This is a genomic window from Pseudomonas sp. GL_117 (assembly GCF_057835125.1).
The window spans coordinates 6,197,448-6,212,171 of record NZ_CM174418.1 but is presented as its reverse complement, the minus strand read 5'-3'; the positions used below and the strand labels follow the sequence as shown (position 1 = coordinate 6,212,171).

Below are 14,724 nucleotides of genomic sequence, written 5' to 3'. Positions count from 1 at the left end.
CAGCTATGAGTAGCGGACGTATCGTTCAAATCATCGGCGCCGTTATCGACGTGGAATTTCCACGCGACAGCGTACCGAGCATCTACAACGCGCTGAAAGTACAAGGCGCGGAAACTACTCTGGAAGTTCAGCAACAGCTGGGCGACGGCGTAGTTCGTACCATTGCGATGGGTTCCACCGAAGGCTTGAAGCGCGGTCTGGACGTTATCGACTCTGGCGCAGCCATCTCCGTACCGGTCGGTAAAGCGACCCTGGGCCGGATCATGGACGTACTGGGCAACCCAATCGACGAAGCCGGCCCGATCGACACCGAAGAGCGCTGGGGCATTCACCGTCCAGCACCTTCGTTCGCCGAACAAGCTGGTGGCAACGACCTGCTGGAAACCGGCATCAAGGTTATCGACCTGGTTTGCCCGTTCGCCAAGGGCGGTAAAGTCGGTCTGTTCGGTGGTGCCGGTGTAGGCAAGACCGTAAACATGATGGAACTGATCCGTAACATCGCCATCGAGCACAGCGGTTATTCCGTGTTCGCCGGTGTGGGTGAGCGTACTCGTGAGGGTAACGACTTCTACCACGAGATGAAGGACTCCAACGTTCTGGACAAAGTGGCACTGGTTTACGGTCAGATGAACGAGCCGCCGGGAAACCGTCTGCGCGTAGCACTGACTGGCCTGACCATGGCCGAGAAGTTCCGTGACGAAGGTAACGACGTTCTGCTGTTCGTCGACAACATCTACCGTTACACCCTGGCCGGTACTGAAGTATCCGCACTGCTGGGCCGTATGCCTTCGGCAGTAGGTTACCAGCCGACCCTGGCTGAAGAGATGGGCGTTCTGCAAGAACGTATCACTTCGACCAAGGAAGGTTCGATCACTTCGATCCAAGCGGTATACGTACCTGCGGATGACTTGACCGACCCGTCGCCAGCGACCACCTTCGCCCACTTGGACGCCACCGTCGTTCTGTCCCGTGACATCGCTTCCCTGGGTATCTACCCAGCGGTCGATCCACTCGACTCGACTTCGCGCCAGCTGGACCCGAACGTGATCGGCCAGGAGCACTACGACACCGCTCGCGGCGTTCAGTACGTGCTGCAGCGTTACAAAGAACTGAAGGACATCATTGCGATCCTGGGTATGGACGAGCTGTCGGAAGCCGACAAGCAGTTGGTAAACCGTGCTCGTAAGATCCAGCGCTTCTTGTCGCAGCCGTTCTTCGTGGCTGAAGTCTTCACCGGTGCTTCGGGTAAATACGTTTCCCTGAAAGACACCATTGCTGGCTTCAAAGGCATCCTCAACGGTGACTACGACCACCTGCCAGAACAAGCGTTCTACATGGTCGGCGGCATCGAAGAAGCGATCGAGAAAGCCAAGAAACTGTAATCCAAGCGCCCGGAAACGGGCGCTCATCAGGTTGAGGCAATCAGATGGCTATGACAGTCCATTGCGATATCGTCAGCGCGGAAGGGGAAATCTTCTCCGGTCTGGTAGAGATGGTGATTGCACACGGCGAACTCGGTGACCTTGGTATTGCCATGGGTCACGCGCCGTTGATCACCAGCTTGAAGCCAGGTCCGATCACTCTGACCAAGCAAGGCGGGGAAAAGGAGGTGTTCTACATCTCCGGTGGTTTCCTCGAGGTTCAGCCGAACATGGTCAAGGTACTTGCCGACACCGTGCAACGTGCTGGCGACCTGGATGAAGCCTCCGCTCAGGAAGCCGTCAAGGCTGCTGAGAAGGCCCTGAATGAAAAGGGTGCGGACTTCGACTACAGCGCTGCTGCTGTACGTCTGGCCGAGGCTGCAGCCCAGCTGCGCACGCTCCAGCAGATCCGCAAGAAGTAAGCGGCCCAGCCGTCATGCTTCATGTGTGATTTGATTAAAAAGGGTAGCCTCGGCTACCCTTTTTCTTTTTTTGCAAAACACTTCTTTGGTCTGACGCCGGACCGCCCAGGATTGGTAGCCATTCATGTCTCTTGAAATCGTCATTCTCGCCGCTGGCCAGGGCACTCGCATGCGTTCGGCACTGCCCAAGGTGCTGCACCCGGTTGCCGGCAACTCCATGCTTGGCCATGTTATCCACAGCGCCCGGCAACTCGATCCGCAGCGTATTCACGTGGTCATCGGCCACGGTGCCGATGTGGTACGTGAACGCCTGGCTGCGGACGACCTGAATTTCGTATTGCAAGACAAGCAACTCGGCACCGGCCACGCCACCGCGCAAGCCGTGCCGTTCATCACGGCCGACACCGTGCTGATCCTTTACGGCGACGTGCCGCTGATCGAAGTGGAAACCCTGCAACGCCTGCTCAAGCACGTGGCACCCGGCCAGATGGGCCTGCTCACAGTCGAACTGGCTGATCCGACCGGCTACGGCCGTATCGTGCGCAACGCTGACGGCAAGGTCGCGGCCATCGTCGAGCATAAAGACGCCAGCGAAGCCCAGCGCGCCATCACCGAAGGCAACACCGGAATCATGGCGGTGCCTGGCAATAAGCTCGCCGATTGGATGAGCCGCCTGTCCAACAACAACGCCCAGGGCGAGTACTACCTCACCGACGTCATCGAGATGGCCGTGAGTGATGGTCTGCTGGTCGCCACCGAGCAACCCCACGACCCGATGGAAGTGCAGGGCGCCAACGACCGCAAGCAACTCGCCGAACTGGAGCGTCACTACCAACTGCGCGAAGGCCGCCGCCTGATGGCCCAGGGCGTGACCCTGCGCGACCCGGCGCGCTTCGATGTGCGTGGTGAAGTCACCGTGGGCCGCGATGTGCTGATCGACATCAACGTGATCCTCGAAGGCCGCGTAATCATCGAAGACGACGTGATCATCGGCCCCAACTGCGTCATCAAGGACAGCACCCTGCGCAAAGGCGTGGTGATCAAGGCCAACAGCCACCTGGAAGGTGCCGTGATGGGCGAGGGCAGCGATGCCGGCCCGTTCGCACGCTTGCGTCCGGGCAGCGTGTTGGAGGCCAAGGCCCATGTGGGTAACTTCGTCGAACTGAAAAACGCCCACCTGGGCGAGGGCGCCAAGGCCGGTCACCTGACTTACCTGGGCGATGCCGTGATCGGCGCGCGCACCAACATCGGCGCGGGCACCATCACCTGCAACTACGATGGCGCCAACAAGCACCAGACTGTGTTGGGCGAAGACGTGTTCATTGGTTCCAACAACTCGTTGGTTGCCCCGGTGAAAGTCGGCGATGGCGCCACCACCGCGGCCGGCTCCACCATCAACCAGGATGTGGATAACTTGCAGCTCGGCGTCGCCCGCGCTCGCCAGCGCAACATCGATGGCTGGAAACGCCCGGTCAAAATCAAAAAGAGCTGAGTTATCCACAGCTCGCCTGGCCAGCGTTATCCCCTGTGGGAGCTGGCTTGCCTGCGATAGCGATCTATCAGCCACTGATGTGCAAGCTGATACACCGCTATCGCAGGCAAGCCAGCTCCCACATCTGGTTGGGGATTTTTCCAGAAATTTACCACGCCCCGCTTGACGATCTTTCGCCAATAGGTTTTGATTGCCTTCGTTATCTTTCGAAACGAAACTTATCATCACCATGTCGAAACGAAATACACCCCAACGCCGCCACAATATCCTGGCTTTGCTCAATGAACAGGGCGAAGTCAGCGTGGACGCATTGGCCAAGCATTTCGAAACGTCGGAAGTGACCATCCGCAAGGACCTGGCCGCTCTCGAAAGCAACGGCCTGTTGCTGCGTCGCTACGGTGGCGCCATCACCATGCCCCAGGAACTGGTAGGCGATGCCGCTCAGCCCATTTCGGTGTACAAGCGCGCCATCGCCCGTGCCGCCGTGATGCGCCTGCGTGAGCACGCACGCATCATCATCGACAGCGGCAGCACCACCGCCGCGATGATCCCTGAACTGGGCCACCAGCCCGGCCTGGTGGTGATGACCAACTCCCTGCACGTGGCCAGCGCCTTGAGCGAACTGGAACACGAGCCCGTGCTGCTGATGACCGGCGGCACCTGGGACCCGCATTCGGACTCGTTCCAAGGCCAGGTCGCCGAACAGGTGCTGCGGTCCTATGACTTTGATCAGCTGTTCATCGGCGCCGACGGCATCGATTTGCAGCGCGGCACCACCACCTTCAACGAACTGCTGGGCCTGAGCCGTGTGATGGCCGAGGTCGCCCGTGAAGTGGTGGTGATGGTCGAATCCGACAAGATCGGCCGCAAGATTCCCAACCTGGAACTGCCCTGGAGCAGCGTCCATACCCTGATCACCGATGATCGCCTGCCGCTTGAGGCCCGCGACCAGATCCAAGCCCGCGGCATTACGCTGATATGCGCGGCAATCATCTAGGAGAAACACCATGTGTGGCATCGTAGGCGCAGTCGCTGAACGCAACATCACCCCGATCCTGATCGAAGGCCTCAAGCGCCTGGAATACCGTGGCTATGACAGCGCCGGTGTAGCCGTCTTCACCAACGCCGGCAAGCTGGAGCGCACGCGCCGTCCGGGCAAGGTCAGCGAGTTGGAACAAGCCTTGAACGGCGAGCCGCTGGTTGGCCGCCTGGGCATCGCCCATACCCGCTGGGCCACTCACGGCGCTCCGTGCGAACGCAACGCCCACCCGCATTTCTCCGGCGACCTGGCCGTGGTGCACAACGGCATCATCGAAAACCACGAAGTGCTGCGCGACCAACTCAAGGGCCTGGGCTACGTGTTCACCTCGGACACCGACACCGAAGTCATCGCCCACCTGCTCAACCACAAACTCAAGGACCACAGCGACCTGACCGCCGCCCTCAAGGCCACGGTCAAGGAACTGCATGGTGCCTACGGCCTGGCCGTGGTCTGCGCCAGCCAACCGGACCGCGTCGTTGCCGCCCGCAGCGGCAGCCCGTTGGTGATCGGCCTGGGCCTGGGGGAAAACTTCCTCGCTTCCGACCAACTGGCCCTGCGTCAGGTCACCGACCGCTTCATGTACCTGGAAGAAGGCGATATTGCCGACATCCGTCGTGAAAGCGTGCAGATCTGGGACGTAAACGGCAACTCCGTCGAGCGTGAAGCCGTGCAGTACCGCGACGGTGCCGAGGCTGCCGACAAGGGCGAATTCCGCCACTTCATGCTCAAGGAAATCCACGAGCAACCAGCCGTGGTGCAACGCACCCTGGAAGGGCGCCTGAGCCAGCACCAGGTGCTGGTCAACGCTTTCGGCCCGCAAGCGGCCGAGCTGTTCGCCAAAGTGCGCAATGTGCAGATCGTTGCCTGCGGCACCAGCTACCACGCCGGCATGGTCGCCCGTTACTGGCTGGAAGAACTGGCCGGCATCCCGTGCCAGGTCGAAGTCGCCAGCGAGTTCCGCTACCGCAAGGTCGTGGTGCAGCCCGATACCCTGTTCGTGACCATCTCCCAGTCCGGCGAAACCGCCGACACCCTGGCCGCCCTACGCAACGCCAAGGAACTGGGCTTCCTCGCCAGCCTGGCGATCTGCAACGTCAGCATCAGCTCCCTGGTGCGCGAATCCGACCTGACCCTGCTGACCCAGGCCGGTCGTGAAATCGGCGTGGCCTCGACCAAAGCCTTCACCACCCAGTTGGTCGGCCTGCTGCTGCTGACCCTGTCCCTCGGCCAAGTCCGCGGCACCCTTGCTGCCGGCGTCGAAGCCACCCTGGTCGAAGAGCTGCGTCGCCTGCCTACCCGTCTGGGCGAAGCCCTGGCCATGGACAGCACCGTGGAAAAAGTCGCCGAACTGTTCGCCGACAAAAACCACACCCTGTTCCTCGGCCGTGGCGCGCAATACCCGGTCGCCATGGAAGGCGCCCTCAAGCTCAAGGAAATCTCCTATATCCACGCTGAAGCCTACCCAGCCGGTGAGCTGAAACACGGCCCATTGGCCCTGGTGGATGACGACATGCCGGTGGTGACCGTCGCGCCGAACAACGAACTGCTGGAGAAGCTCAAGTCCAACCTGCAGGAAGTGCGCGCCCGTGGCGGCCAACTGGTGGTGTTCGCCGACGAAAAAGCCGGCATGACCAACGGCGAAGGCACCCACGTCATCAACATCCCACACATCCACGACATCCTGTCGCCGATCCTCTACACCATCCCGCTGCAACTGCTGTCGTACTACGTCGCCGTGCTCAAAGGCACCGACGTCGACCAGCCGCGCAACCTGGCAAAGTCGGTGACGGTGGAGTAACCCCGCGTAGCCTGGAGGCCCCTCGGGTCTCCAGGATCAGCACGACGAAAGGATTCGACCTCGATGCCAACCCCTCTTTCCCAAATCGGCGAGCGTTTGCACAATCGCCGGTTTGCGGTCGCAAACAACACCCAGGGCCTCTCCGGTGCCGGTACGGTGTTCCATTATCAAGTCGAAGGCGAAGCCATCTGGGGCACTTACCAAGGCGGGCGGATTCGTATCGGCCAGCAGGTCGGGCGTGTAACCGGCGAGGATACGATCGAGTTGCTGTTTCAGTGCGTGACCACACAGGGCGAGTTATTGGCCGGCTGGTCTCGCGGCACGGTCGGCGTTGATGCTGCCGGGCGCACTACGCTGGCGTTTGTATGGGGTTGGTTGTCGGGGGCGACGGGAGGTGGGGAGTCCAGCTACACCGAGCTTGTCACGTAGCCGCTGATCACGGCACGAACTCCACCCGCAACCCCCGGCTCGCACTGCGCCCCTGATCATCGCTGACCCGCAGCCGATACTCCCCTGATTTGCCCGGTCGCCAGTTCAGCGTGGTCTGCGGCGGGCCCTGGCCGATCAAGGTTTGATCGGCGAACCAGTACAGCGTCGCCGCATCGCTGGCCGCGTTGGCATTCAGCGGGATGCTTTCCTGGGGTTGCGACAGGCGCAGTTGATAGCTCACTTGGGTCAGCGGTGAGCGGATCTGCGGCGCTTCGCTCTGGTCGCTGATGCGGTTGGGTTGGCAGTTTTTCATCACGCTGGGCGGCGTGCGCCGGGGCAGGCCGGCGGCGCGGTACAGGCGCTGTATGTCGCTGGGCCAGAATTCGAAGACTTCTTCACGGGTGTACTGCGCCTCGAAGGGCGGGCACGCGGCCTTGCCGGTGCGCGTGTCGATCAGCACCGGGCGATGCAGGTTGGATACTCGAATCGGCGACACGCCGGGCAGATACCAGGTCTTGCGGGTTTGCGGGCACCAGCGGTTGGGCAAATCGCCGGAGGCGGCGCAGACGTCGATGCGTACCAGCCCGACGGGTGGTTTATCGGGCTTGATCACCACATTGGGCAACGCCAGCGGCAGGGCGTCGGCGATGCGGAAGAACAGCGGCGCGGCGGTCTTGGCGCCGATAAACGCCGGGTTCGGCCGGCCGTCGAAGTTGCCCACCCACACCACCAGCACGTAGGGGCCGACCAGGCCGGCGCTCCAGGCGTCGTGAAAACCCCAGGAGGTGCCGGTTTTCCACGCGGTGCGCCAATGGCGGCCGGGCAAGCCATCCGGGCGCGGGTTGCGACGCAGCATGTCGCGCACCATGAACGCGGCCTGGGGCGTGAGCAGTTGCGCCCCGGTGGATTGCGGCTGCTCCTGTAAATAACGCAGCGGCCGCAAATGCCCGTCACCGGCCAGCATCACGTACAGCCGCGCCAGCTCCTCCGGGGTCATCTCGCCGCCGCCGAGGGCCAGAGCCAGGCCGTAATGACTTTCGTCACGCAGGCCCTTGATACCGGCGCGTTGCAGCAATCCATACAAGGACGGCGATTTCACCTGGCTGGCCAGCCACACTGCCGGGATATTGCGACTACGGATCAATGCATCGCGCGCCGTCAGCGGGCCGACAAAACTGCCGTCGAAATTTTCCGGCTGGAAGTAGCCGAAGTTACTGGGCAAGTCCTTGAGGATGCTCATGGGGTGGATCACCCCCTGGTCCAACGCCAAGCCATACAGGAACGGCTTGAGCGTCGACCCCGGCGAGCGCCGCGACAGCACGCCGTTGACCTGACCGTGGATGCCTGTGGATAAGTAATCCGCCGAACCCACCAGCGCCTTGACGCTCTGGTCGCGGCTGTCGATCAGGATCGCCGTGGCATTTTCCACGCCGGTGCTGCGCCGCTCGGCGATAAAGCCGCTGATCAGACGTTCGAGTAGTTGCTGCAACGGCAGGTTGAGGGTGCTGTTCAGCTCGTTGCCGGGCTGGGACGCCAGCAGTTGCTCACTCAAATGCGGCGCCAAAAACGGGATCTGCTGGCGGTTACGCGCCTCCAGCGGCAAGTCCAGCAAACTGTCGTTACGCGGGTCTTGTGGATAAGTCTCGCGCCAGTCGGCCATCAAGCGCAGCCGCGCATTTTGCAGCGACGCCCCGAAACGCGCGCGCCGCCCCGGCTGTTGCGGAATCACCGCCAGCGCCAGCGCTTCGGACAACGACAATTGCGCGGCGGCCTTGCCAAAGTAGATGCGGCTCGCCGCCTCGGCGCCTTCGATATTGCCACCCATCGGCGCCAGGTTCAGGTAGGCCTCGAGGATGTCGTGTTTGCTGTAGCGCGCTTCCAACCACAGCGCCAAGGCCATCTGCTGCAACTTGCCGGGCACCTGGCGGGTGTTCAGGTCCCATAGGCGCCGCGCCAGTTGCATGCTCAAGGTCGAACCGCCCTGACGCTGGCCGCCGCTGTAGGTGGCCATGGCCGCACGCAGCAAAGCCGGGGGATTGATCCCCGGGTGCCAGTAGAAATTGCGGTCTTCCTTGAGCAGCAAGGCTTCGACCAGTGAAGGAGACATCCGCTCCAGCGGTAGCCATAAGCGGTATTGGCCGTCATCCGCCAAGGTCATGCGCAGCAGCGAGCCGTCGTCGGCCAGCACCAGCCGTGACGAGGTCACGGCCTGTTCCAGCGGGGCATGGGGCCACAGGCGCAGCCCCGCCAGCACCACCGCCGCTAGCAGCAGCGGCGGCGCCAGGCGTTTAAGGCTTGGTAATTTCAAGCTGGCCTACTTTGCCGCGCCCTTGCAGGGTGGTTTCGTACATGCCTTCGGCGTAGGCCGGTGGCGTATTGAACGTACCGGCATTGGTGGCGCGCACGCGGTACACGAAGGTACCTACATCGCGCAGTGCAGTGCCGTACAACACCACTCGATCATCGCGTACATCCACGTAGTCCGGCTGCCAGTTGCTCAGCTCGGTCTCGCCGATGGGCGCTTGCCAGGCTTCGGCTTCCTGGCTGTCTTCTTCCACATACTCGGACTCTTCGCCTTCACTCTCTTCGCTGCTGGCCGCTTCCGGCTCCGGCGGCAAGTTATACACAGGCTCGACGCCACCCGGCAGCAGGTCGACCACCGCCACTTGCTGCACCTGGTCGCGATCGGTGGCGCGCAGACGCAAGCGCACCAGGAACTCATCGCCCACTGCGACCTTGCTCACCGGGTCGCCCTTGAGGTCGAGGTACTCGTGGATGATCTCCAGGCCGTTGTTGATCGGCTTGAGCTTGGCGCCCTTGTCGAAACCGGCTTCGCTGAGCATGTAGAACGCGGCCGGGCCGTCGGATTTTTCCATGACCAGTTTTTGCGTGGCCCCGGGAACGGCGGCGCGCGGCGGCTGGCCAGCCATTTCCAGCAACTGTTGTTGCCTGTCGCCCAACCAGGCCGTGGCCTTGAGCGTCATGTCGCTTTGCGCACGCTGGCCATAGTTATCCAAAGCCCGCAGCAACAGTGCCGCCGACAGCGAGTTGTAGCGCTGTTCGTTCAAGCGTTTACCGAGTTTATCCAGCAGCGCCGTTGGCACGTCGTCCATCAGCTCCGGGAAATGCCGCGCCAGCAGGTGCAAGTGTTCGGCGTCGTGCACCAGCGGGTCGTAGTACATACCGTCGCTGGTCCACTTATCCACAAGGGCGCGCCAAGGGATCTTGCGGAACAAGGTATCGGCCTGGCGATCCTGCTTGAGCAACTTGTAGCTGGCGGCCAGGTAAGCGGCGCCGAGGTCGTTCTGCCAGCTGTCCTTGAAGTAGCTCTCGTAGCGCTCGCGGATGTCACTCAAGGCACCGCTCACCAGAATCCCCTGACGGCTCAGCAGGTAACTGGCGTAGGCACGGTTGCGCAATTCCGACAGGCCTTCGCTAGGACCGTTGGCCAAATCTGTCAGATACGCGTTCGAGCGCACCAGCAGGTCTTCCGGCACCGGCAACCCACGCTCCTTGGCTTCGATCAGGAAGTCGGTGGCATACAGGCTGGCGTACGGCGCCACATCCGGGTTGGCCGCCCACAAACCAAAGCCGCCGGCCTGGTTCTGGCGTTGGCGCAACATGCGCACCGCGCTGCTGAAGGCCTGCTCGGCTTCAGGGGCGTTGCCACCCCAGATCAGCGCGGGCATGGCCTTGGACACCAATTGCTCGGTGCAGGCGTAGCCGTAGTCATCCAGGTAATGCTTGAGACCGTTGGCCCACACCAGCGGCGAGGCGGCGACGCCCAGTTGTACGTCGCGCAGTTGGCTGAACAGCTCGCGGGTTGGCTTGAGCTCTTTGCTGGCGCTGTCGAAGCGGCCCAGGCTCAAGGCCACACGGTGCTCACTCAGAGGGCGGATCGAAGTGGTTTCCGCCACCTGGATACGCTTGCCATCCGGCAGTACCGCGACAAAGCGCAGGTCGGCCGAACCGAGGGTTTCACCGACCTTGATCTTGAACTCGGCGGTGCCTTCCTTGCGCGGTTGCAGGGCCAAGGTGCTGCCCTTGTCGCCCTGCACCTTGAGGCCGTCGCTGGTTTGCACCTCAAACTTCACGTTGGCCGCGGCGTCGAGGTTGCTGAACACCCCGGCGCTGACATTGAACACATCCCCAGGCGCCACGAAGGCCGGCACGTTCGGTGTGATCACGATCGGCCCACGCACCTCGGTATTGGCCTCACTGACACCCACGCTGTCGCTGTCCACCGCCACCGCGAAGAGGTGCAGCTTGCCGTTGAAACTGTCCGGCACCTGGTAATGCAGCACAGTCTCACCGGCCGGCAGGTCCACCAACCCGGACCACCACGCCACGGGCGGCTGATGTTTACGCTTGAACGGGTTGAGGTGATTGGCCAGGGCGCCTTCCGTATCGCCACCGGGCGCTGCCCCACTGAGCAGGCGGCTGAATTCCGGCAGGATCAGGTCAAGGATCTGACTGGTGCCGACTTCCAGCGCGCGCTTCTGGAAGAAGAAACCCAACGGGTCCGGCGTCTGGTAGCGCGCCACTTGCAGGATGCCTTCGTCTACCGCATACACCACGGCGCGGCCCGGGCGGTCGGCGTTGACCTTGATGTCGAGCATTTGCCCCGGCTCGACCTTCGCCGGGCCCTCGACTTTCAGCGCCATGCGTCGCGCATCCAGGTTGATACTGAAGGGCACCACGCCGTAGGACAGCGGGCTCATATACACCTCGGCCGAGCCCATGTCGCGCACAAACTGCACGTTGACGTAGGCATTGCCTTCAAGCCCCGCAGGCACGCGGATATGTTGCACGCTGTTGGTGCTGTCAGCCTTGAACCACTGCTGGGTATAGACCTTGTCCCGTTCGATGGTGATCAAGCCGGCCCCGGTGTACGGCGCGCGGATACTGATGGCGATCTCGTCGCCGGTGGCGTAGCTGCGTTTATCCAGGCGCAGTTGCAATTCGGCGTTGCGCTCCAGGGAGCGCGAGGTGTTGCCACGCCCGGCCACACTGTAGTCGATCTGGTTAAGCAGGTTGCCGTTGGCGTCTTTCAGTTGCAGGGTGTAATCACCCGGCGTGCCGGTGTTGAGGCTCTGCCTGGCGCCGTCCTGGGTCATCACCAGCTTGGATGCCGGCTGGCTGATGTTCTTGATGCGCGACTCGTACTTGTAGGTGCCGTTGGACTGTTTCACCAGCACCGACACATAGCGGTGCTCGACCACTTCGCTGGTCAGGCCCTCCACTGCCAGCGGCGAAAGGTCCGGCGCCACGGCCAGCCATTGCACCTCGCGTGGCGCATCCTTGGCGACGTACGACAGCGAGTCCTGACTTTTCACACCCACAAGGTAAGGCGCAGACGACACCAACAAGGCACTTTGCGCCGCCACGTTGCGCCCGCCTTCGGCTTCGAACACCTGGGTCATGACCTGCAGGCGATAGGTGCTGTTGGCGAAGCGTTGCAGGTTGAGGTCGAGCAGAGCCTGGCCGTTGTCATCCACGGTGGTTTCGGCGAGGTCTTCGGTGCTGGCCTCTTCCAGGGAGTCGTTGAGGCGGAAGCGGTAATCGGGATAGCGCTCGAATGCCGCGAGCGTTGGGCTCAGGGACATTTTCGCGGTCACCCGACGCCCGGCCGCCGGGGCGCCGAACAGGTGCATCGCGGTGACTTTGGCGACCACTTGGTCCGGTGGAATCCAGCCCTGCACGGGAGTGTCATGCAGGCTCAGGCTGACTTTCATGCGGTCCGGTTCAAAGTCGCGGACCTTGAAGCTGACGCTGCCCAGGTCGGTGCGGGTCTGTTTCTGGCCAATCAACTGCAAGGTCGCGGTGTAGTCCCCGGCGGGGGCGACTTCGCTGCTGGGGAAATCAAAGGTTTCAAAACCACTGGCGGACAGCTTCAGCGGCTGGCGAATCACTTCCAGGCCGCGTGGGTCGGTGATTTGCAGCTCTACCGGCAGGCCTTGCAGGGCACCTTTCCAGTTGCCGCTGCGCACGATCATGCCCAGGTGCGCGGTCTCGCCAGGGCGGTACAGGCCGCGGTCGGTAAACAGGTAGGCGCTGAGGCGATCAACCGCACCGTCTTCTTCCAAACCGCCTACATCGAAGCGCGACAAATCCAGTTGCTGGGACTGACGGGCAATCGGCAGGAAGGATTGGTCATTGCCGCGAGTGACGACATACATCAGCGGCGTTTTCTCACGGCGCAATTCATCCAGCTTGGCGAAATGCGCGTGGCCTTCGCCATCGGTGCGCCCGCTGCTCACGGGCAAGCCGTTGCGGCCGATGATGTCGACCTGTGCGTCGGCCACCGGCGAACCGTTGCCGATGGACTGTACGTACACATCGTGGCTGCCATCGCTGGAGCGCTTGGCGATGATGCCCAGGTCGGTCACTACGATAAAGCGCAGGTCGCTGGTGCTGCTGCGGTCGTACTCGAAGGTGCGCTCGACCGGCTCGTCCTGGGGGCTGAGCTTGAGCACAAAAATGCCGCGACGGCCGCCGTTGGCGGTGAGGTAGTGGCTGAGGTCGACGTTGTCGTAGACGGTTTTCGCCGGATCATTGGACGACAGTGGAATGTCCAGCGTCTGACGTTCCACCATGCGGTCGAAGTACTCGTTGCCGAAATTCGGCCGGGCAAAGCTACCGCTGCTCTGGTCCACCAGATGCTGCAATTGGTTGGGCAGCAGGCGGGCGATTTCCACATGGGCGCCGGGCACGCCACGGGCCATGAAGCCCAGGCGTTTTTCGCCGTTGAGGCTGAGCAGGGCGCCGTCAGACAGGAACTGCAACGTGCGCGGGTACGCCGGCATGCTGATCAGCGACGCCGTAGGATTCTTCGCCAGATAACCGCCGATGGCTTCCAGGTTGGCGGGCACGCGTACATAGATAGCCCGGCCGGCCGGGGCCTTGAACTTGAAGGCATGCAGGGTGTTCAACGGTTCGACGCTGGGCACGTGGGTCAGGTTGACCTTGGTGCTGCGGGCGAGCAGGGCATCGTCGATGTCGTTGCTGTTGTAGGGGCGCGTATCGTCCTCGGCTTTTTCCGGCAGCAGCCAGGCCTGCACCTTACCGGCGATGGTGTCATCGGCTACGGCGCTGGAGCTGCTGAACATCAGCACCGGCTCGGGTTCGCCGCGCTGGTTGTCGACAAAGCTGACTTCGGCGCCAGTGAATGTCAGGCGATAACGCCCGGGCACAGTGACTTGCGCCACAAGCGGCGCGTTGCTGGCGTTGCCGCCGTCGCGGGCCTTGAGGCCTTCGTCGAGCTTGGCGCTGACCGGGGTACTTTCCAGCGGTGTAGCCAGGGCGGCGGAGCGCACGTAGGCGTTGAGTTTTTTCTCGTCGAACGTCACTTCCGGCCGATTGGGCAACTGGGCGTCGCGGTAGGCCAGGCCTTTGCCAAGGGTCACTGTCACGCGTTTGCGTAGGCTGTCTTCATCCACTGGGTGGGAAAAGTGGAAGGTCGCCACCAGCTGTTTCAGCGTTGGATTGGACGGGTCCTGGTACAGCTCGTTTTGCGCCAGGGTGGCGCGGAACGGTTGGGTGGAGAACTGGGCACTGTATTGGTCGAGCAGTACGCCGTCGGCCAGCAGGTTTTTCTTCGCCAGGTCCAGGGTGTAACCGGCGTCGATCGGCCAGTCTTTCTCCGGCACGAACAGCAAGGTGCGGTCATCGGACCAGCGCCACGTACCCGCCACGCTCGGCTTGAGGGTGATGCCTTCGCTCACCGGCTTGCCAATCGCCGCCAGTGGGGCCACGGACTCGGCGAAACGCACCTGCAAGTTATCCACAACCGGCGTTGGCTGGGTGTAATCGGTGAGGTTGGGCTTGTGCAGCGAATAACTCACGGTGTGGGGCTTGGGCAGGTGGGAGTACCACTGCCAGCCGTAGAACCCGGCAGCGCCCAGCAGCACCAGGCCCAGCACGCCGGCCCCGGCCTGGCGCGGATAAGCGCGGGCCTTCTGACCGAGCGCCAGCACGCCATCACCGATGGCGCGCAGCCAGAACGGCGGGCTCCATTGGCCGAACAGGGCACCCACCACAGTCGTTAATGCACCGTACAAACGGCGGCAGATCGTTTTGAACGAGTCGAACATGGTGAGCATCCCTGGCTAAGTGCGGCG

The 14,724-nt window shown here is 62.5% G+C and carries 8 protein-coding genes; 6 read left to right on the top strand and 2 right to left on the bottom strand.

What is annotated here, in order from left to right:
- Window positions 1–5: 5 nt before the first annotated feature.
- The 6 genes from atpD (at window position 6) to AC3ISR_RS28400 (ending at window position 6,604) form a co-directional block, all read left to right on the top strand.
- Window positions 6–1,382 (top strand): F0F1 ATP synthase subunit beta, encoded by a 1,377-nt coding sequence (gene atpD, locus AC3ISR_RS28425; RefSeq protein WP_003177062.1) that lies wholly within the window; start codon window positions 6–8, stop codon window positions 1,380–1,382.
- 44 nt (window positions 1,383–1,426) lie between these two features.
- Entirely contained in the window at window positions 1,427–1,843 is a 417-nt protein-coding gene (locus AC3ISR_RS28420; protein ID WP_003177061.1) for a F0F1 ATP synthase subunit epsilon, read from the top strand.
- 124 nt (window positions 1,844–1,967) lie between these two features.
- A complete protein-coding gene (glmU, locus tag AC3ISR_RS28415; RefSeq protein ID WP_489324540.1) occupies window positions 1,968–3,335 on the top strand; it encodes a bifunctional UDP-N-acetylglucosamine diphosphorylase/glucosamine-1-phosphate N-acetyltransferase GlmU in 1,368 nt (455 codons plus the stop codon).
- Window positions 3,336–3,564: 229 nt separating this feature from the next.
- Complete coding sequence (locus AC3ISR_RS28410; RefSeq protein WP_192298122.1) at window positions 3,565–4,332, top strand: DeoR/GlpR family DNA-binding transcription regulator; 768 nt, start codon at window positions 3,565–3,567, stop codon at window positions 4,330–4,332.
- A gap of 10 nt (window positions 4,333–4,342) precedes the next feature.
- Complete coding sequence (glmS, locus tag AC3ISR_RS28405; RefSeq protein ID WP_226454754.1) at window positions 4,343–6,175, top strand: glutamine--fructose-6-phosphate transaminase (isomerizing); 1,833 nt, start codon at window positions 4,343–4,345, stop codon at window positions 6,173–6,175.
- A gap of 63 nt (window positions 6,176–6,238) precedes the next feature.
- On the top strand, window positions 6,239–6,604 hold the full coding sequence (locus tag AC3ISR_RS28400; protein WP_192298120.1) for an avidin-fold protein: 366 nt from the start codon (window positions 6,239–6,241) through the stop codon (window positions 6,602–6,604).
- Between the two features lie 7 nt (window positions 6,605–6,611).
- On the opposite strand, the gene pbpC is transcribed toward AC3ISR_RS28400, so the two are convergent.
- Window positions 6,612–8,912 carry a penicillin-binding protein 1C gene (gene pbpC / locus AC3ISR_RS28395; RefSeq protein ID WP_489324539.1) on the bottom strand — a complete coding sequence of 767 codons (2,301 nt, stop codon included), beginning with the start codon at window positions 8,910–8,912 and terminating at the stop codon, window positions 6,612–6,614.
- Complete coding sequence (locus AC3ISR_RS28390) at window positions 8,893–14,697, bottom strand: alpha-2-macroglobulin (RefSeq protein WP_489324538.1); 5,805 nt, start codon at window positions 14,695–14,697, stop codon at window positions 8,893–8,895. The genes pbpC and AC3ISR_RS28390 overlap by 20 nt, the downstream gene beginning before the upstream one ends.
- Between the last annotated feature and the right edge of the window lie 27 nt (window positions 14,698–14,724).

Coding starts and splice junctions, on each gene's coding strand:
- atpD (WP_003177062.1), top strand. CDS start 6: ATGAGTAGCGGACGTATCGTTCAAATCATCGGCGCCGTTATCGACGTG.
- AC3ISR_RS28420 (WP_003177061.1), top strand. CDS start 1,427: ATGGCTATGACAGTCCATTGCGATATCGTCAGCGCGGAAGGGGAAATC.
- glmU (WP_489324540.1), top strand. CDS start 1,968: ATGTCTCTTGAAATCGTCATTCTCGCCGCTGGCCAGGGCACTCGCATG.
- AC3ISR_RS28410 (WP_192298122.1), top strand. CDS start 3,565: ATGTCGAAACGAAATACACCCCAACGCCGCCACAATATCCTGGCTTTG.
- glmS (WP_226454754.1), top strand. CDS start 4,343: ATGTGTGGCATCGTAGGCGCAGTCGCTGAACGCAACATCACCCCGATC.
- AC3ISR_RS28400 (WP_192298120.1), top strand. CDS start 6,239: ATGCCAACCCCTCTTTCCCAAATCGGCGAGCGTTTGCACAATCGCCGG.
- AC3ISR_RS28390 (WP_489324538.1), bottom strand. CDS start 14,697: ATGTTCGACTCGTTCAAAACGATCTGCCGCCGTTTGTACGGTGCATTA.